This window comes from Streptomyces sp. NPDC029139 (assembly GCF_055564335.1).
Window position 1 is genome coordinate 746450 of sequence record NZ_JBVHWN010000001.1, and the last position, 19023, is coordinate 765472.

Below are 19023 nucleotides of genomic sequence, written 5' to 3' on the forward strand. Positions count from 1 at the left end.
GTGGAGAACAGCGGCGAAGGCCGCACCGGGCACGGCGGGGGCCTGACCGGGGACGGCGAGATCGTCGGCGGGGGCGAGCGCGGTGCCGTCGATGCGTACGGTGCCGTCGGCGAGGGCGGTGAGGGCGGTGCGAGCCCGGCCCGGCGCTGGGGCCGGATAGCCGCCGCGACCGGCGTCGTGGTCGTTCTGGCGGCGAGCGGCAGCGCCTGGATCGCGGCCTCCCAGGCCCGTACGCCCGAGCAACGCGCCGCCTCGGCCGCCGCTCCGCCGCGCTCCAGCGTCACCGTGCCCGCCGAGGCGGGCCCCCTGGTCGACCGCAAGACCTGGGAGGGCACCCTGTCCCGCAGCAGCAACCTGGTCGTGCGCGGTCCCGAGTCGGGCGAGGGCGCGGCCCGGCAGGTCGTCACCCGGCTGTCCGTGAAGGCCGGTGACAAGCTGGCCAACGGGTCGCTCGGGGCGGAGATCTCCGGCCGGCCGCTGTTCCTCCTGGAAGGGGCCTTCCCGGCCTACCGCGATCTCGGCGAGGGCATGCAGGGCCCGGACGTGCGCCAGCTCCAGGGAGCCTTGCAGCAGTTGTACGGGACTCCCCTCACCGGCACGTTCGACGACCGCACGGCACGGGACCTGAAGCGGCTGTACCGGAGGGCGGGATACCGGCCGCTCCTGGGCCAGGAGGGAGACGCCGATCCGGGCGGGGCCGGCGGGTCCGGCGGCACGGGCGGCAAGACGGGCGGCGCGGAGAGCGGTACAGCGGCCCGTTCCGGAGCGACCACCGCGACCACCTCGTCCGCCGGAAGCTCCGGAAGCTCGGGCACCTCCGGAAGCTCGGGCACCCCCGGAGACTCGGGCACCCCCGGAGACTCGGGCACCTCCGGAACCTCGGCAACCGGCTCCTCGGGGACCGGCGAAGCGCCGCCGCCCGCCACCCGGACCGTCGTCACCCTCCCCATGTCCGAGGTCGTCTTCATGGGCTCGCTGCCCGCGACCGTCGGCGAGGTCTCCGGCCGGGTCGGCGCGAACGCCTCCGAGCCGCTCTTCACCGTGACCGGTGGCCGCTGGCAGATCAGGGTCCCGGTGACGGACACGGCCCTGCCCGACTTCACCTCCCTCCCCCAGGGCACGCGCGCGAAGATCTCCGGCGACCGGCTCGGCGGGGCCGCGCTCCAGGGCTCGTACGAGAGGGTGTCGACCGGGACCCCGCGGTTCGCGTTCTTCGGCGTCACCGGCGCGGTGCCGGACACGGCGCTCGGCAGCTCCGTCAAGGTCGAGGCCGTCCGCCGCAGCAGTTCGCCCGACTCCCTGATCGTCCCCGTCTCCGCGCTGTGGACCGACCCGGCCGGGCTCGTCTCCGTCACCGTCGTCCAGGGCGACCGGCGCCGGCACGTACCGGTGGACGTGGGCCTCACGGTCGGCGGCCGGGCGGCCGTGACCGCCGCCGACCCGGCCCTCGCGAAGGGCGCGCAGCTGCTCGTCGGGTACGCCTACCGGGAGGACGGTCTTGGCTGACGTCGGCGGCGCGCGTGCCGACGCGCTCCAGGAGCGGCAGCGGGTGGTGATCTCGATGCGCGGCGTCTCCAAGACCTACCCGGCCGCCACGCCTGTGACCGCCCTCAAGGACGCGACACTGGAGATCCGTACCGGCGAGATGGTCGCCATCACCGGCCCCTCCGGGTCGGGCAAGTCCACCCTCCTCAACATCCTCGGCCTGCTCGACACCGCCACCGGCGGCACGTACGCCATGGACGGGGTCGACGTCCGCACGCTGACCGAGCGGGAGCGGACCCGGCTGCGGGCGACCCGGCTCGGGTTCGTGTTCCAGTCGTTCCATCTCGTGCCGTACCTGACCTGTCTGCGCAATGTGCAGCTGCCTCTGGTCCACACCCGCCATCCGCGCGCCGAGCGGCGCGAGCGGGCCGAGCGGGCCCTGCGGTCGGTCGGACTCGGCCACCGGATCTCCGCGCGCCCCACGACGCTCTCCGGCGGTGAACGGCAGCGGGTCGCGCTGGCCAGGGCCGTGGTGCACCAGCCGTCGGTGCTGCTCTGCGACGAGCCGACCGGAAACCTCGACTCGGCCAACACCGACCAGGTGATGACGCTGCTGCGGGGGCTCGTCACCCCGGAGCGCACGGTCGTCGTCGTGACCCACGAGCGTGATGTGGCCGAGCGGGCCGACCGCGAACTGAGGGTCGTGGACGGACATGTGGTCTGAGCGCCAAGGACGCGGGAAGGGACGGCGGGAGCGGACCGGTACGGCGTTCGCGGACATCGTCGTCCAGGCGGTCCACGCCGTCCTCGGGCGCCGTCTGCGCTCCGTGCTGACCGTGCTCGGCATCGCGCTCGGCATCGCCGCCGCGCTGGCGACCACCGGCATCACGGCCAGCGCCGCCGACGCCGTGTCCGGCCGTTTCGACGCGCTGAAGGCGACCGCCGTGACCGTGCGCTTCCACAACGAGGCGGCGCGGCCGACGGGCGCGGCGACGGTACGGGCGCGGAAGCTGAACGGGGTACGGTCGGCCGGCCTGCTGTGCACCGCCGACGAGCGCCCGACGGTCTCGGCCCTCGGCCCCGGCTACAACTGGGCGACCCCGCAGGACCTGCGCGTCCTGGCCGCCGACGAAGGCGCCCTCGCGGCCCTCGGGGTGACCGCCCGCTCCGGGCGGCTGCCGGACGCGGGGCACATGGCGCGCGGCGACGCGGTGGCGCTGGTGGACACGGTGGCCGCCAAGGCGCTCGGCCTGGACGCCCTCCTCGAACAGACCCCTGAGGCGGCCCCCTCGGTCCACCTCGCGGGCCGGCCCTTCACGGTGATCGGCAGTTTCCGGGCCCCGGCCGGGGAGTCCCGGCTGACCGGCAGCGTGATCGTCCCGTACGCCTCCTGCGCGACGGACGGCGGAGTCCTGAACCGCCCCCAGGAGACCGGAGGGGCCGGGAACGGGAGCGGGGACGGCGGGGAGAAGAGCAACGGGCGGAACCTGGTCTTCGGCGCCACCGAGGCGGTCCTGCGCACGGAACTCGGCGCCGCGCAGCAGGTCGGGCAGGAGGCCCCGCTGGCACTCCACCCCGAGGGGCCGGACCGGCTCGCGGCCATCGTCCCGGCCGATCTCGGGTCCTTTCGCGGCGGGGTGGAGAGCGAGACCCGGGCCCTGTTCCTCGGGCTGGCCGGGGTGTCGCTGCTCATCGGCGCGCTCGGCGTCAGCAACACCACGTACGTGTCCGTGGTGGAGCGCCGCTCGGAGATCGGGCTGCGCCGGGCGGTCGGTGCCGGACGGGCGGCGGTCTCGGCCCAGTTCCTCGTGGAGTGCGGTCTTCTGGGCCTGGTGGGCGGGGTGTTGGGCACGGCCGTCGGGGTGGATGTGACGGCCGGTACGGCACTGGCGAAGGGCTGGCTGGTGGTCCTCGACCCCCGGCTCACCGTCGCCGGTCCGCTGCTCGGCCTCGCGGTGGGCATGCTGGCGGGGGTGTATCCGGCCCTGGCGGCGTCCCGCATCGCACCCGCGGAGACACTGCGCGGCTGACCTGCCCTTCGGCGGCGGCTGACCTGCCCTTCGGCGGCGACCCGGCGAACGCCGTCCCTCCGCCGGTGGCGCGAGAGGCAGTCACGCGCGCAGGGCCCGCCGGTACGTTCCCGTACCGGCGGGCCCTGCGCTCACGCGTTGTCGGTCCGCGCTCAGTGGAAGAAGTGGCGCGTGCCCGTGAAGTACATGGTGACGCCCGCCTTCTTCGCGGCCTCGATCACCAGCTCGTCGCGGACCGATCCGCCCGGCTGCACGACCGCCTTGACGCCCGCCGCCGTGAGGATCTCCAGGCCGTCGGGGAACGGGAAGAACGCGTCCGACGCGGCGTACGCGCCGCGCGCCCGCTCCTCGCCCGCCCGCTCGACCGCGAGCTTCGCGGAGTCGACACGGTTGACCTGGCCCATGCCGACACCGACCGAGGCGCCGTCCTTGGCGAGCAGGATGGCGTTGGACTTGACCGCGCGGCAGGCCTTCCAGGCGAAGGACAGCTCGGCCAGCTCCTGCTCCGACAGCGCGTCGCCCGTCGCGAGCGTCCAGTTCGCCGGGTCGTCGCCCTCGGCCTGGAGGCGGTCGGTGACCTGGAGGAGGGCGCCGCCGTCGATCGGCTTCACCTCGACCGGGTTGGCCGGGGCCCCCTCGGCGCGCAGGACGCGGATGTTCTTCTTCTTCGCGAGGACCTCGACCGCTCCGTCCTCGTACGCCGGCGCCACGATGACCTCGGTGAAGATCTCGGCGACCTGCTCGGCCATCTCCACGGAGACCGGACGGTTGACGGCGATCACGCCGCCGAACGCGGACAGCGGGTCGCAGGCGTGCGCCTTGCGGTGCGCCTCGGCGACGTCCGCGCCGACCGCGATGCCGCACGGGTTGGCGTGCTTGATGATCGCCACGCACGGCTCGGCGTGGTCGTACGCGGCCCGGCGCGCGGCGTCGGTGTCCGTGTAGTTGTTGTACGACATCTCCTTGCCGTGCAGCTGCTCGGCCTCGGCGAGGCCGCCCGTGCCGTCGACGTAGAGCGCGGCGCCCTGGTGCGGGTTCTCGCCGTAGCGCAGGACGTTGTTCCGCTCGTACGTCGCGCCCAGGAAGTCCGGGAAACCGCTGTCGTCGGCGGCCGCGTAGTCCGCGGCGAACCAGGAGGCGACGGCCACGTCGTACGCGGCGGTGTGCTGGAAGGCCTCGGCCGCCAGGCGCTTGCGCGCGGTCAGGTCGAAGCCGCCCTCACGGGCCGCCTGCAGGACGTCGGCGTACCGCGCCGGGCTGGTGACCACGGCCACGGAGGGGTGGTTCTTGGCGGCGGCGCGGACCATGGAGGGGCCGCCGATGTCGATCTGCTCGACGCACTCGTCCGGGGTCGCGCCGGAGGCGACGGTCTCCTTGAACGGGTAGAGGTTCACGACCACCAGGTCGAAGGGCTCGACGCCCAGCTCGGCGAGCTGGTCGCGGTGGTCCTCCAGGCGCAGGTCGGCGAGGATTCCGGCGTGCACGCGCGGGTGGAGGGTCTTGACGCGGCCGTCCAGGCACTCGGGGAAGCCGGTGAGCTCCTCGACCTTGGTGACCGGGACGCCGGCCGCGGCGATCCTGGAGGTGGTGGAGCCGGTGGAGACGAGGGAGACACCCGCCTCGTGCAGGCCGCGGGCCAGCTCCTCAAGGCCGGTCTTGTCGTAGACGCTGACGAGTGCGCGGCGGATGGGGCGCTTCGTACCTTCGGCGGTCACGGGATTGTTACCTTTCGTCCCTCAATGCGGTAGCCGTGCCGGGCCAGACGCCCCACGACCTCGACGAGCAGCGAACGCTCGACTTCCTTGATGCGCTCATGGAGCGCGGCTTCATCGTCCTCGTCCCGGACCTCGACCACGCCCTGGGCGATGATCGGGCCGGTGTCGACGCCGTCGTCGACGAAGTGGACGGTGCATCCGGTGACCTTCGCGCCGTACGCGAGTGCGTCCCGCACTCCATGGGCACCGGGAAAACTGGGGAGCAGCGCCGGGTGGGTGTTGACGACCCGGCCGCCGAAGCGGGCGAGGAACTCCTTGCCGACGATCTTCATGAAACCGGCCGAGACGACGAGGTCGGGCTCGTACGCGGCGGTGGCCTCCGCCAGGGCGCGGTCCCACGCGTCACGGGTCGGATGGTCCTTGACCTTGCACACGAAGGTGGGCAGCCCGGCGCGCTCGGCCCGCTCCAGACCCGCGATGTTCTCGCGGTCGGCGCCGACGGCGACGATCTCCGCGCCGTACCCCGCGGGGTCGGCGGCGATGGCGTCGAGCAGGGCCTGGAGGTTGGTGCCGGACCCGGAGACCAGGACGACGAGGCGGGCGGCGGCCACTCGGTCACTCTTTCCGTGGTGTTTGTAGGGTCGCACGAAGGAATCGTGCCTCTGGATACGGGGAACCCTACGAAGGGCCCGACCGTCAGCAACGATACCGGCACACCGGACGGCCCCCACGGGACGGGGGCGCGGGCGGGGGGTAGCGTCTGGGTTCCACGACAGTTGAGACACCGACCCAGACACCGGTCGAGACGGCGGTTGAGACAGCAGTTGAGACAGCAGTTGCGACGACGACAGAGGGAAGACGTTCAGCAGATGCCGGAACGCCCGTCCACGGACGACAACAATCCGTTCGCGCCGCCGCCCGAGGGGCAGCCGGACCAGCCGTGGCAGCCGCGGCGGCCGGAGGGCTCGGACGACGACGACACGTCGTCCGGCTCCTCCGGTGCCTCCGGCGGCTCCCGCGGCCGTTGGAGCAGCCGCCAGCCGGGCCGCTCCTCGGACGGCTTCGGCCGTCGCCCCGAGCGCCCGAGCGGGTCCGAGGGCCAGGGGCCCAACCCGAAGTGGGACCCGACGGACCCGGCGCAGCGGCGGGCGCGGTACGCGCTGCTCGCGGGCATGTGGGCGTTCTTCTTCGCCCTCTTCGAGATCCAGGAACTGGCACTGCTGCTGGGCGCGCTCGCCCTGTACTGGGCGATCAGCGCGCTGCGGGCCAAGCCCAAGGCCGCCGCCACGGCCGCGGCGGGGGCCACCGATCCCTTCGCGCCGGCCGGGCCCGCCACCGCGGCGGCTCCGGCCGGTCCTGCCGCCGCCGGCGCTCCGGCCCGGGCGCAGCGCACGGCCGCCATCAGCGGCCTGGTCGCCGCGACCCTCTCCCTGGTGATCGTCGCGGGCAGCTTCACCATCCAGCTCGTGTACCGCGACTTCTACACCTGCGCCGACGACGCCCTCACCCAGTCCGGCCAGCTGGCCTGCAACGAGCTGCTGCCGGAGCCGCTGCGGGACGTCTTCGGGGTACGGGAGTAGGAAACGCTAGGCGGACGGCGCCGGAGGCTCCAGGGCCTCCGGCGCCTCCGTGCGTCCGGGGCCGGGTCCTGCGCCGGGCCACGGGCCGGGGCCGGACGACTTGTCGGAGGGCGGGGGCGCGGACGGCGGTTCGACCGGCGGCGGAGGCGTTGGCGCGGGTGGGACCGGACGCGTTGGCGCGGGCGGAGGCGGGAGGGTCGGTTCCCAGGCGGCGGGGAGGAAGTCGTACGGCTCGAACCCCGGCTCGTCGTTCTCCACCGTGACGGGATCGGCCGCGGCGCCGCCTCGCCCCCTCCACAGCCGACTCTTCACGCGCCCGCCCTTCGCCTTCGCCGACGCGGTCGCGAGGGGGGCCGCCGCGGTCGGCGTGACCGGCTCGGGCGCGAGCGGCGCGGGCGCCGGCGCGGGGACCGGGGCGACCCGCTTCGGCTTCAGGCCACGCCGCCCCCAGGCCCGTACTCCCAACGCCACCGGCACCCCCACCACCGCACTCCACAGCACCGCCGCCGCCCCCGCCTGCCACCACACCGGGCCGAACGCCGACAGCCGCCCGGACCCGAGCGGGCCGCCCGCGGCGGCCGCCAGGAGCGCCATCGCCGCGCCGCACGCCCAGGCCGCGACCAGGGCGGTCAGTGCCGTGTCGCGTCGCGTCCAAGCCCGCGCCGCCCGCCCGACGCCACCACCCAGGAGCACCACCGCGACCAGCGGGATCGCGACGGCCGCCCACTGCGGCCAGCCGCCGGGGCCCGCGGCGGGCAGGGCGGCGAGGAGCGGGAAGGGCGGAACGGCCGCGGTGCCGGTGAGACCCAGCGGCGTCGCCGAGGCGCCCGCGCCGAGCGCGAACCCGGGCCCGAGCCCGTACGACGCACCCCACACCGCCGCGTTCGGCACCAGCGCGACGGTCAGCAGCAGGACCGAGACCTGGCCCGACCACTCCCCCGCGAGCCCCGCGAAGAACTCCTGCGCCGCGCCCGCGTGCCACACCAGCGAGGTCCCGAAGAGCACCGCTCCGCCCCCGACGAGGCCGACGAGCGCCGTGCCGGCCGAGCGCAGCGCCACGGCCGCCTGTTCCTGTTCCGGCAGGGGCCGCCCGTTCGCCGTCCAGACCCCCAGGCCCGCCGCCGCGGTCACTGTCGCGGGCAGCCAGAAGGCGGCCGCGAGCGGGTCCGCCGGAAACGGGCCGTTCGCCCCGTAGAGCACGACCCCGGCCGCGACGAGCAGATATCCCCCGCACACCGCGGCCACCGCACCGCCCGTGGAGGGTCTGGGACTGCCCTCCTCCGGCTCCAGGGTGTCCCGTGCGGCCCGGTGCGCCAGCCAGCCCGGCAGCGCCATGAGCAGGAGCGGGGCGACACCAAGGGGCGCGGGCACTCCGGAGAGGGTCTCCGTGCGGACGAGGTCCACCCCGTGGGCGAGCAGCCACAGTCCGGCCGCCGTGTGCAGGGCACCACCCGGTCCGCTGTCGGGATAGGGCGAGCTGATCCACGCCATCATGACCAGCACCGCGAGCGCACCGAGGCCGAGCCCCGCCGCGACCCCGCCCCGCACGAAGGCGGTGGCCAGTGCGGCGGAGCGGCCGCTTCGGAGCAGCGGATGGGCCGTCGGCAAGGGCTTCTGTCCGGTCAGGTGGGTCACGCGCCCATGCTCCCAACGACACGCGCGTTTCACGCGTAACAGGCAAACCACCGTTGTGTCGCTCAATATACGTTTATGTACTTTTCCGCCCGGAGCAGCTCTGCGGGAGGTCGTCGCCCATGAGTCCGACGAGTCGGGGACGAGCCGATTCCGCATCCGCCGTCTCGCTGCCGTCCCCCAAGGAACGGCGCAGGTTGCGTGAGGCCAAGGGCCTGAGCGAGGAACAGGTGGCCGAAGCGGTCGGCGTCACCCGGGCCACCGTCCGGTCGTGGGAGACCGGTCGCACCGATCCGCGCGGACGCAAGCGCGAGGCGTACGCCAAGCTCCTGAGCGCGGACGAGGACGAAGTCGCGCCCTCCGGCACGGCGCCCGCGCCGCCCGCGTCCGGCTCCACGTCCTGCTCCACGTCCGAGTCGGGCACCGGCTCCGACGCGGGGTCCGGGTCGGGGTCCGAGTCCGGGTCGGGGTCGGCCGCCGCGGACTCGTCCGAAGGGGAAGCCGGTACTCGATCCCGGGCCGGCGCCGCACCGCGGTCCGGGTCGTCCCCGGCACTGCACGAACCCCCCTCGCACGCCAGGCCGGCCAGACCCGGCAGACCGGGGAAGCCCGCCGCGGCGCCCGCCACCTCGTCCGCGAGCAGCCGCCCGAAAGGCGCGTCCAAGGCGGCCTCGAAACCGCCGAGGACACCGGCGCCCGCCGCCCTCGGGCTGGGCCGGAAGACCACCCGGCCCGTCCGGTCCGGTGACTCCGCCGCCCGGGAGCCGCAGGAGCGGCTGAAACCGGAGGAGACGGCCCCCACCGCCGAACCGCGGCCGGAGGAGCCTGCCGACACACCGGAGGAGCCCTCCCTCACGCCGGCGGAGGCCTTCGACGCGCTCTACGCCTACGCCGCGCCGGGCCTCGTCCATCAGACGTACCTGCTGACCGGCCGCCGCCGGCTCTCCCGGGAGTCCGTCGAGCGCGCCTTCCACCACGCCTGGGAGCACTGGCCCGAGGTCGCGGTGGACCGGGACCCGGTCGGCTGGGTGCGGGCCGCGGCGTACGAGTACGCCCTCTCCCCCTGGCACCGGTTCCGCCGCGCCCACAGGCACCCCGACGCCCCGCCCACCGAGGCCGGGCGGCGGGACCTGCTCGCGGCCCTGCTCGAACTGCCGCCCCCGTACCGCCGCACCGTCCTGCTCTACGACGGGCTCGGCCTCGACCTGCCCGAGACGGCGGCCGAGACCGAGGCGAGCACCCCCGCCGCGGCCAACCGGCTCTTGCACGCCCGTACCGTCATCGGGCAGCGCGTGCCCGAGCTTTCGGACCCCGACGTCCTGCACGAGCGGCTGGCCGCACTGGTCGCCGAGGCACCGACGGCGACCCTCGCGGACGCCAGGAAGGTACGGGCGGGCAGCGAGCGGCGCGCCCGGCTGTGGACCCGGGCGGTGCTCGGCGTGACCGTGGGGCTGATCGGCGTCACGGCCTTCACGGCCGCGACCGCGCCGACGCAGTACCTGCCCGTGCACCACCCCGGCCAGACGGTCGAGGGCGTCCCGGTCCGCGGTGGCTCGCAGCAGCTCACCCCCGAGGACAGGCATCTGCGCGACAAGCTGCGCTCGCAGCCCCACCACGGTCCGGAGCGGCTGGTTCCCGAGCCGGAGTAGATGACCACGAGGGGTTTCGACCCCTGGCGTACGCGAGTGGGCCCCGCCCCCACCCGGTTTCCCGGGAGGGGCGGGGCCCACCTGTGCGGTGCGGCGGTCAGGCGGCTGTTTCAGCCCGCGAGACCGTGCTCAGTTGCCGAGAATGGCGCGCGCCAGCTTGGCCGTCTCGGTCGGCGTCTTGCCGACCTTGACGCCGGCGGCCTCGAGGGCCTCCTTCTTCGCCTGGGCCGTGCCGGAGGAACCGGAGACGATGGCGCCGGCGTGGCCCATGGTCTTGCCCTCGGGCGCGGTGAAGCCCGCGACGTAGCCGACGACCGGCTTGGTGACGTTCTTCGCGATGAAGTCCGCCGCACGCTCCTCGGCGTCGCCGCCGATCTCGCCGATCATGACGATCAGGTCGGTGTCGGGGTCGGCCTCGAACGCCGCGAGGGCGTCGATGTGCGTGGTGCCGATGACCGGGTCGCCACCGATGCCGACGGCGGACGAGAAGCCGATGTCACGGAGCTCGTACATCATCTGGTACGTCAGCGTGCCGGACTTCGAGACCAGGCCGATGCGGCCCGGCTTCGTGATGTCGCCCGGGATGATGCCGGCGTTGGACTGGCCCGGGGTGATGAGACCGGGGCAGTTCGGGCCGATGATGCGGGTCTTGTTGCCCTTGGCCTGCGCGTACGCCCAGAAGGCGGCGGAGTCGTGGACCGCGATGCCCTCGGTGATGACGACCGCGAGCGGGATCTCGGCGTCGATCGCCTCGACCACGGCGGCCTTGGCGAAGGCCGGCGGGACGAAGAGGACGGAGACGTTGGCGCCCGTCTTCTCCATCGCCTCGGCGACGGAGCCGAAGACCGGGACCTCGGTGCCGTCGAAGTCGACGGACGTGCCGGCCTTGCGCGGGTTCACGCCACCGACGATGTTGGTGCCGTCACCCAGCATGAGCCTGGTGTGCTTCATGCCCGTGGCACCGGTCATGCCCTGGACGATGACCTTGCTGTCCTTGGTGAGGAAGATAGCCATGGTGTGCTTGACCTCGTCCCTTACTTCGCAGCCGCGAGCTCGGCGGCCTTGTCGGCCGCGCCGTCCATGGTGTCCACACGCTGCACGAGCGGGTGGTTCGCGTCCGACAGGATCTTGCGACCCAGCTCCGCGTTGTTGCCGTCGAGGCGCACGACCAGCGGCTTGGTGACCTCTTCGCCCTTGGAGGCGAGGAGCTCCAGAGCCTGGACGATGCCGTTGGCGACCTCGTCACAGGCAGTGATGCCACCGAAGACGTTGACGAACACGGACTTGACGTCCGGGTCGCCCAGGATGATCTCCAGGCCGTTCGCCATGACCTCGGCGGAGGCGCCGCCGCCGATGTCGAGGAAGTTGGCCGGCTTCACGCCGCCGTGGTTCTCACCGGCGTACGCGACGACGTCCAGGGTCGACATGACCAGGCCGGCGCCGTTGCCGATGATGCCGACCTCGCCGTCGAGCTTGACGTAGTTGAGGTTCTTGGCCTTGGCGGCAGCCTCGAGCGGGTTGGCTGCGGCCTTGTCCTCGAGCGCCTCGTGCTCGGGCTGACGGAAGTCGGCGTTCTCGTCGAGAGACACCTTGCCGTCCAGGGCCAGGACGTCGCCGGAGGCGACCTTGGCCAGCGGGTTCACCTCGACGAGGAGCGCGTCCTCGGCGATGAAGGTGTCCCACAGGGTCACGAGGATCTCGGCGACCTTCTCGGCCACGTCGGCCGGGAACTGCGCCTGCGCGACGATCTCGCGGGCCTTCTCGATGGTGACGCCCTCGTTGGCGTTCACCGGCACCTTGGCGAGCTTCTCGGGGGTCGTCGCGGCGACCTCCTCGATGTCCATGCCGCCGGCGACCGAGGCCATGGCCAGGAAGGTGCGGTTGGTGCGGTCGAGGAGGTACGAGACGTAGTACTCCTCGAGGATTTCCGGAGCGGTCTCCGCGATCATCACCTTGTGGACCGTGTGGCCCTTGATGTCCATCCCGAGGATGTCCGTCGCGCGAGCGACGGCCTCGTCCGGGGTGGCGGCCAGCTTCACGCCGCCGGCCTTGCCGCGGCCGCCGACCTTCACCTGCGCCTTGACGACCGACTTGCCGCCAAGACGCTCGGTGGCCTCGCGCGCCGCCTCAGGCGTGTCGATGACTTCACCGGCCAGCACCGGTACACCGTGCTTGGCGAAGAGGTCCCTCGCCTGGTACTCGAACAGGTCCACGCGCGTCCGTCCCTTTTCTGATGATCGCGGTTCGTTGTCTGCGTGGGCGTGCCGCGAAGGGCAACGTGACTGCGCTGTCACAAGGGAGGCGTACACGGTGTCCGTGGACGCGGCATGTCCGTCTCGCAGGTTATCCCCGAGGGCCGTGGGTCCCTAAATCGCAGATCACAACGGAGCGGTGATACGGGTCACAGATCGTAGGGGTGGGGAGGCGTTCCGTAGGGGGCCCCGGGAGTGGCCTCGGGGCCCACGGCACAGGTGGGAACGGGGCGTTGTCGACCTCACGACGCGCCCGCCGCCGAGGTGAGGGGCCCGCACGGCCGGTTGTGATATGGACCTCAGTGCACCCACGCGCGCCCGGTCGGGTGGTGTCGGGGCTGCGGATTCCGCAGCCGCCGGGGCGGCCGGACCCGCCTCAGAGGGTGTCCGGGACGGGCAGGGGGCGTTTCTCGATCGCCGCCGCCATCACCTCCGGGAAGAGGTCCGGGGTGCAGGCGAACGCGGGGGCGCCGAGCGCGGCGAGCGCGGCCGCGTGCTCGCGGTCGTAGGCCGGGGTGCCCTCGTCGGAGAGCGCGAGCAGGGCCACGAACTGCACGCCCGACGTCTTCATCGCCGCGACCCGCTTCAGCATCTCGTCGCGTATGCCCCCTTCGTAGAGGTCGCTGATCAGGACGACGACGGTGTCGGCGGGACGGGTGATCTGCGACTGGCAGTACGCGAGGGCGCGGTTGATGTCGGTGCCGCCGCCGAGCTGGGTGCCGAAGAGGACGTCGACCGGGTCGTCGAGCTGGTCGGTGAGGTCGACGACCGCCGTGTCGAAGACGACGAGCCGGGTGGCGATCGAGCGCATCGAGGCGAGGACCGCGCCGAACACCGACGCGTAGACGACGGAGGCCGCCATCGAGCCGGACTGGTCGATGCAGAGGATGACGTCCTTCTTGACCGACTGGGCCGCCCGGCCGTAACCGATGAGCCGCTCGGGGACGACGGTGCCGTACTCGGGCAGGTAGTTCTTGAGATTCGCGCGGATCGTGCGGTCCCAGTCGATGTCCCGGTGGCGGGGGCGGCTGATCCGGGCCGAGCGGTCGAGCGCGCCGGTGAGGGTGGCCCGGGTGCGGGTCGCGAGGCGCTTCTCGAGGTCGTCGACGACCTGGCGTACGACGGCACGGGCCGTCTCCTTGGTCGTCTCCGGCATGGCCTTGTTGAGCGAGAGGAGCGTCCCGACGAGATGGACGTCCGCTTCGACGGCCTCCAGCATCTCGGGCTCCAGGAGCAGGGTGGACAGGCCGAGCCGGTCGATGGCGTCACGCTGCATGACCTGGACGACGGAGCTGGGAAAGTACGTCCGGATGTCGCCGAGCCAGCGAGCGACGGAAGGGGCCGAGGCACCGAGGCCGGCTGACCGGTCACGGCCTGTGGCGCCCTTCGCACCGCGTCCGTAGAGCGCGGTCAGGGCTCCGTCCATCGCGGAGTCGGTGCCCGTGAGGGAGCGTCCCGTGCCGTCGGCCTCGCCTCCGCCGAGGACCAGGCGCCAGCGCCGCAGCCGCTCGTCGTCCCCGTCGCGCGTCACGGGCGCGGGCGGCGGAGGTGCGGACGCGCGTACGGGCGCGGGTGAAGGCGCGGGTGGCTGTGCGGGCGCGGGTGGGTGCGCCTGGGCGGGCGCCGGTGCCTGTACGGGCGCGGGGCCAGGTCCTTGTCCGGGCGCGGGGCCAGGTCCTTGTCCGGTTCCTGTCATCGGTCCGCCCTTTCCGGCTCGTCGTGTCCCAGCAGCAGCCGCAGCACCGGCAGCACCCCGTCCGCCCGCTCCTGGTCGAGGCCGGCGGCGAAGCCGGGTGTTCCGGCCTCGGGACGGCTCGCGTCGGCGGACGGGCCGCGGGCGACCAGCTCGCCCAGGGTGCGCCGGACACCCGGTTCGTACGCGGAGAAGGTGCGCCGCAGCAGCGGCAGCACGTCGGTGAAGGTGTCCCCCGGGACGCCGGTCAGCCAGGCGTCGACCAGGGCGAGCAGCCGCTCGTCGTGGACGAGGATCATGCCGCCTCCGGCGGCGCCGCCGACGAAGCCCTCGATCCAGGCGGCGGCGTCGGCCGGCGCCGTCCCCGGTGAGAGGGCGAGCCCCATGAACCGCGCGGCCTCGTCCTCGTCGAGCCGCCCCTCGTCGAGGAGCAGTCTGGCGGCGCGGCCCCGGAGGATCCCGGGCACGCTGTCGCGGACGGTGAGCCTGCGGAGGACTCCGGTCCAGCGGTCGGTGCGCTCGGCGCTGTCGGGGAGCAGCCCGAGGGCGCCGTGGACCGCGTCGAGATGGCCGCGCATCTCCACGGCGGCGTCGGCGTCGAGTCCGGCGCAGGCCGGCGGAAGGCCGACACAGATCCGTTCGGCGAGGCCGGCGGCGACCTCGCCGAGCGCGGCCGTGTCGGTGGCGCGCACGTCTCCGTAGCGCAGGGAACGGGCCAGCGCGGGCAGCGCCTGGGCGAGGTGCCCGACGTCGGAGTCGAGGGCGGCCCGGTCGGCGAGGGCCGTCATGACGACGGGCAGGGCCTCGCCGAGTCCGCCGAGCAGGCACTGCTCGGCGAGCGCGGTGACCTCGGCGAGCGTCGTGGCGTCCCCGGCGCGGGCCTCGGCGTGGGCGGTGGCTGCGGAGTCGACGGTGGTGCCCCAGACACCGGCCTCGGCGACGCGGACGTGCAGCTCGGGTTCCCAGCGCAGCCGCCAGCTCTCCCGGAAGGTGCCGGTGCTGCCCCGGCCGGCGACCGGCTCGCCCCAGCCGATGCCGAGCAGGCGCAGCCGGTGCAGCAGTCTGCTGCGGGCGGCGTCGTTGTCCTTGCGCAGATCGAGCTCCAGCTCCCGCTCCCGCGCCTCGGGTTTGAGGCGGAGCCCGCGCTGGAGCCGCGTGAGGTCGCGCTGGAGCGGTACGGCGGGGGCGTCCGCCGGGACCTCACCGAGGACGTCGCCGACGACGAGGCGGTCGCGGACGAGGTCGAGCGGGACGTCGGATCCGTCGCACATGACGGCGCGTACGGCGTCGGTGGTCTCGCCGAGCCCGGCCAGGGGCCGGCCGCGCATCGTCGCGAGGGTCTCGGCGAGCCGTACGGCCTCGATGACATGGGCGGAGGACACGAGCCGGTCCTCTTCCCTGAGGAGGCCCGCGACCTTGGTCATCCAGCGCTCGACCGGCCGGTCGGGCGCGGCGAAGAGGTGTCCGTACCAGCCGGGCGCCTCGATGCCCGCGCCGTACCCGGAACGGCGCGCGAGCCGGCGGTGCGTCCAGGGGACCCATGTCATCTCGGTCTTCACCTTGGGCAGGCCCTTGAGCAGGGCACGGTCGGCGCCGACGGTCGTCCGGGCGGACAGCGCGGGCACGTGCCAGGCTCCGCAGACGACCGCCACCTCGTCGCCGAACTCCTTGCGCGCGGCCCTCAGCTGGAGCCGCATGTACGCCTCGCGGACCAGGTCGCGGGCGTGGCCCGCGTCGCCGTGCGCCTCGCGCAGGGCGCCCATGGCCTCGGCGAGCGCCGCGAACGGGGCCGCGGGGTCGGCGGGGGTGGTGCTGCCGCGGAGCTCGACGACGTCCTCCCACCAGCGCTCGGGGTCGTCGTACCCGGCGGTGCGCGCGAGTTCGCCGATCGGGTCGATCCGCAGCGCCGTGTTCTGATCCGCCTCGTCGCCGTCCCTCTCGCCCGGGGCGGGGTCGGTGGCGGCGAGGCTGTGGGCGGCGGGAAGGTCGATGAAGCGGACCACCGCGCCGTGGGCCAAGGCCCAGCGGATGGCCACCCATTCGGGTGAGAAGTCGGCGAACGGCCAGAACGCCGCCCGTCCGGGGTCGTCCACGGCGTGGGCGAGCAGCGCGACCGGCGGGCGCATGCCGGCGTCGGCGGCGAGCGCGAGCAGCCCGTCCCCCTCGGGCGGCCCCTCGATCAGCACGCACGCGGGCCGCCTCGCCTCCAGCGCCCGGCGCACCCCGCGCGCGGATCCGGGCCCGTGGTGCCGCACCCCGAGGAGGAGGGGCCCGGCACCCGGGGGGACGGACGGGCGTCGCCGGACCGGCGAGGCCGCCCCGGGCGCCGTCCCCGCCGAAGGGGCCGTGACGGCCGGGGGCGTCGTCACGCGCTCACCTCGCGGCAGGCGCGGTAGAAGTCCTTCCAGCCGTCGCGCTCCCGGACGACCGTCTCCAGGTACTCCTGCCAGATGACGCGGTCGGCGGCCGGGTCGCGGACGACGGCGCCGAGGATGCCGGCCGCGACGTCCGCGGGGCGCAGGATGCCGTCACCGAAGTGGGCGGCCAGGGCGAGGCCGCCGGTGACGACCGAGATGGCCTCGGCCGTCGACAGCGTGCCCGACGGCGACTTGAGCTTCGTACGGCCGTCGGTGGTGACGCCGTCCCGCAGCTCGCGGAAGACGGTGACGATGCGGCGGATCTCCTCGACCCCCTCGGGGACGGCCGGCAGATCGAGCGAGCGGCCGATCTGGTCGACTCGGCGCGCGACGATGTCGACCTCCGCCTCCGGGGTGGCGGGCAGCGGCAGCACCACGGTGTTGAAGCGGCGGCGCAGCGCGCTGGAGAGGTCGTTGACCCCGCGGTCGCGGTCGTTGGCGGTGGCGATGAGGTTGAAGCCCTGTACGGCCTGCACCTCCTGCCCGAGCTCCGGCACGGGCAGGGTCTTCTCGGACAGGATCGTGATGAGCGTGTCCTGGACGTCGGCGGGGATGCGGGTGAGCTCCTCGACGCGGGCGGTCAGCCCCTCGGACATCGCGCGCATGACGGGGCTGGGCACGAGCGCGTCCCGGCTGGGCCCGTGGGCGAGCAGCCGCGCGTAGTTCCAGCCGTAGCGGATCGCCTCCTCGGGCGTCCCGGCCGTGCCCTGCACGAGCAGCGTCGAGTCACCGCTGACGGCGGCGGCGAGGTGCTCGGAGACCCATGTCTTGGCGGTGCCGGGCACGCCGAGGAGGAGCAACGCCCGGTCGGTGGCGAGTGTGGTGACGGCGACCTCGACGATCCGGCGCGGTCCGACGTACTTCGGTGTGATCACCGTCCCGTCGGGCAGTGTGCCGCCGAGGAGGTAGGTGGCGACCGCCCAGGGCGAGAGCTGCCAGCGGACGGGCCGCGGCCGGTCGTCGGCGGCGGCGAGGGCCTTCAGCTCGTCCGCGAAGGCGTGCTCGGCGTGCGGTCGCAGGGCCTCGGAGCTCGCGACGGTTTCGGACACGGTCATGGATCCCCCTCCAGATCGTTCGACCTGATGTGTGACCCACCGTGCACCATGCCACTGACAATCGCCGCCGACGCAGTGAAACCGCAGGTCGGGCTGGTTGTCAGTGGGTCCCCCTACCGTCGAGGGCATGGACACACTGGGGGTGCGCTGGACGGCGGATCAGGTGCTGGCACTGGCTCCTGACGACGCCTCGCGCAGAGCGGGGAGCAAGCTCGGCACGGCCGGGCCGTGGTCCGGTGCGGGCAGCAGCGGCGAGGGGGCCGTCTGGGGCCTGTGCCGGGGAAGCGGCAGCAAGCCGTACCACACGGTCGTCGACACCACCGGGCCTGCGTACGCGTGCAGTTGCCCCAGCCGGAAGTTTCCGTGCAAGCACGCGCTGGGGCTGTTGCTGCTCTGGTCCGAGGGCGAAGGCGCCGTCGGGGGCGGTGAGGCTCCGGACTGGGCGGCGCGGTGGCTGGGGGGCAGACGCGAGCGGGCCGAGCGGGCGCGGGCCGGTGAGGCGGACGGTGCCGGCCGGGCGGCCGCCGCCGACCCGGAGGCGGCGCGCCGCAGGGCGGACCGGCGGGCGGCCCGGATCACGGCGGGAGCCGAGGAGTTGGAGCAGCGGCTCGCCGATCTGCTGCGCGGCGGGCTGGCCTCGGCCGAGCAGTCCGGGTACGGCCTGTGGGAGGAGACCGCGGCGCGGATGGTCGACGCCCAGGCCCCGGGACTCGCCGGGCGCGTCAGGGAGTTGGGCGCGATTCCGGGTTCCGGGCCCGGCTGGCCGGTGCGGCTCCTGGAGGAGTGCGCGCTGACCCATCTCCTCGACCGCGCCTGGCTCTCCGTCGACCGGCTCCCCGGACCGCTGGCCGCGACCGTCCGCACCCGGGTGGGCCTGACCGCGCCGGCGGAGGGCGCCGCGGTGCGGGACCGCTGGCTGGTACTGGCGCAGTACGACGCGGCGGACGGCAAGCTGACGACCCGCCGTATATGGCTGCACGGCCGCGAGACGGGACGCACGGCGCTGCTCCTGTCGTTCGGGGCCGCGGGGCGCGCGCCCGAACTGGCCCTTCCCGTGGGCGCGGTGCTCGACGCCGCGCTGATCCCGCACGCGGGCGCGGGCGCGTTGCGCGCCGAGTTGGGCGAGCGCTTCGCCCCACCCGCGCCGCTCGACCTTCCGCCCGCGGGCGGCACGGTCGGGGACGCGCTCACCGCCTACGGACTCGCCCTGCGGGAGGACCCGTGGCTGGACTCCTGGCCGGTGACGCTGGCCGACGTCGTCCCGATCCCCACGGATCACGGCTGGCAGCTCGCCGACGCGGCGCCGGTCACGGGCGCCGGTGAGGCGCTGCCGATCAGCGGGCGCGCGCTCGGACGCCCCGGCCTGTGGCGGCTCGCCGCGCTCTCCGGCGGCGGCCCCGTGACCGTGTTCGGTGAGTGCGGGCACCGCGGGTTCACCCCGCTCGCCGCGTGGTCCGCGGACGCCCCCGGAGAGACGGTGCCGCTCCACTGACCCGTACGACCGCCCGACGACAG

General features: G+C 74.1%; 14 protein-coding genes. 6 read left to right on the plus strand and 8 right to left on the minus strand.

Translation table 11 applies throughout. From position 1 onward, the window contains the following. From ACZ4VW_RS03395 to ACZ4VW_RS03405, 3 genes are read left to right on the plus strand one after another with little or no spacing between them, the layout of a single operon-like run. Positions 1-1506 (plus strand): hypothetical protein, encoded by a 1506-nt coding sequence (locus tag ACZ4VW_RS03395; RefSeq protein ID WP_467957897.1) that lies wholly within the window; start codon positions 1-3, stop codon positions 1504-1506. After that, entirely contained in the window at positions 1499-2209 is a 711-nt protein-coding gene (locus ACZ4VW_RS03400; protein ID WP_467957899.1) for an ABC transporter ATP-binding protein, read from the plus strand. The genes ACZ4VW_RS03395 and ACZ4VW_RS03400 overlap by 8 nt, the downstream gene beginning before the upstream one ends. Continuing rightward, entirely contained in the window at positions 2199-3515 is a 1317-nt protein-coding gene (locus ACZ4VW_RS03405; protein ID WP_467957900.1) for an ABC transporter permease, read from the plus strand. The genes ACZ4VW_RS03400 and ACZ4VW_RS03405 overlap by 11 nt, the downstream gene beginning before the upstream one ends. A 152-nt stretch (positions 3516-3667) precedes the next feature. On the opposite strand, the gene purH is transcribed toward ACZ4VW_RS03405, so the two are convergent. Both purH and purN read right to left on the minus strand, forming a co-directional pair. Further along, on the minus strand, positions 3668-5230 hold the full coding sequence (purH, locus tag ACZ4VW_RS03410) for a bifunctional phosphoribosylaminoimidazolecarboxamide formyltransferase/IMP cyclohydrolase (RefSeq protein ID WP_467957902.1): 1563 nt from the start codon (positions 5228-5230) through the stop codon (positions 3668-3670). After that, positions 5227-5841 carry a phosphoribosylglycinamide formyltransferase gene (purN, locus tag ACZ4VW_RS03415; RefSeq protein ID WP_467958169.1) on the minus strand — a complete coding sequence of 205 codons (615 nt, stop codon included), beginning with the start codon at positions 5839-5841 and terminating at the stop codon, positions 5227-5229. The genes purH and purN overlap by 4 nt, the downstream gene beginning before the upstream one ends. Before the next feature lie 258 nt (positions 5842-6099). On the opposite strand from purN, the gene ACZ4VW_RS03420 reads away from it, so the two are divergent. After that, a complete protein-coding gene (locus tag ACZ4VW_RS03420; RefSeq protein ID WP_467957904.1) occupies positions 6100-6810 on the plus strand; it encodes a hypothetical protein in 711 nt (236 codons plus the stop codon). Between the two features lie 6 nt (positions 6811-6816). Here the strand turns inward: ACZ4VW_RS03420 and ACZ4VW_RS03425 are convergent, their stop codons facing one another. Next, positions 6817-8445 (minus strand): cell division protein PerM, encoded by a 1629-nt coding sequence (locus ACZ4VW_RS03425; RefSeq protein WP_467957906.1) that lies wholly within the window; start codon positions 8443-8445, stop codon positions 6817-6819. A gap of 194 nt (positions 8446-8639) precedes the next feature. Here ACZ4VW_RS03425 and ACZ4VW_RS03430 point away from each other — a divergent pair, with 194 nt between their 5' ends. Beyond that, entirely contained in the window at positions 8640-10091 is a 1452-nt protein-coding gene (locus ACZ4VW_RS03430) for a sigma factor-like helix-turn-helix DNA-binding protein (RefSeq protein ID WP_467957908.1), read from the plus strand. A 129-nt stretch (positions 10092-10220) separates the two neighbouring features. Here ACZ4VW_RS03430 and sucD read toward each other — a convergent pair whose 3' ends face one another. From sucD to ACZ4VW_RS03455, 5 genes are all read right to left on the minus strand, one after another. After that, positions 10221-11105 (minus strand): succinate--CoA ligase subunit alpha, encoded by an 885-nt coding sequence (gene sucD, locus ACZ4VW_RS03435; RefSeq protein WP_467957909.1) that lies wholly within the window; start codon positions 11103-11105, stop codon positions 10221-10223. Between the two features lie 20 nt (positions 11106-11125). Continuing rightward, positions 11126-12304: an ADP-forming succinate--CoA ligase subunit beta gene (sucC, locus tag ACZ4VW_RS03440; RefSeq protein ID WP_467957911.1), complete on the minus strand. Its 1179-nt coding sequence runs from the start codon at positions 12302-12304 to the stop codon at positions 11126-11128. Between the two features lie 415 nt (positions 12305-12719). Continuing rightward, entirely contained in the window at positions 12720-14039 is a 1320-nt protein-coding gene (locus ACZ4VW_RS03445; RefSeq protein ID WP_467957913.1) for a VWA domain-containing protein, read from the minus strand. Beyond that, positions 14036-16405, minus strand: a complete 2370-nt coding sequence (locus ACZ4VW_RS03450; protein ID WP_467957915.1) for a DUF5682 family protein — start codon at positions 16403-16405, stop codon at positions 14036-14038. Before ACZ4VW_RS03450 ends, ACZ4VW_RS03445 begins: the two co-directional genes overlap by 4 nt. Further along, positions 16402-17508, minus strand: a complete 1107-nt coding sequence (locus tag ACZ4VW_RS03455) for an ATP-binding protein (RefSeq protein WP_467957917.1) — start codon at positions 17506-17508, stop codon at positions 16402-16404. The genes ACZ4VW_RS03450 and ACZ4VW_RS03455 overlap by 4 nt, the downstream gene beginning before the upstream one ends. A 127-nt stretch (positions 17509-17635) precedes the next feature. On the opposite strand from ACZ4VW_RS03455, the gene ACZ4VW_RS03460 reads away from it, so the two are divergent. Beyond that, the gene (locus ACZ4VW_RS03460) at positions 17636-19000 is read left to right on the plus strand and encodes an SWIM zinc finger family protein (RefSeq protein ID WP_467957919.1); all 1365 of its coding nucleotides are present in this window, start codon (positions 17636-17638) and stop codon (positions 18998-19000) included. Positions 19001-19023 lie beyond the last annotated feature (23 nt).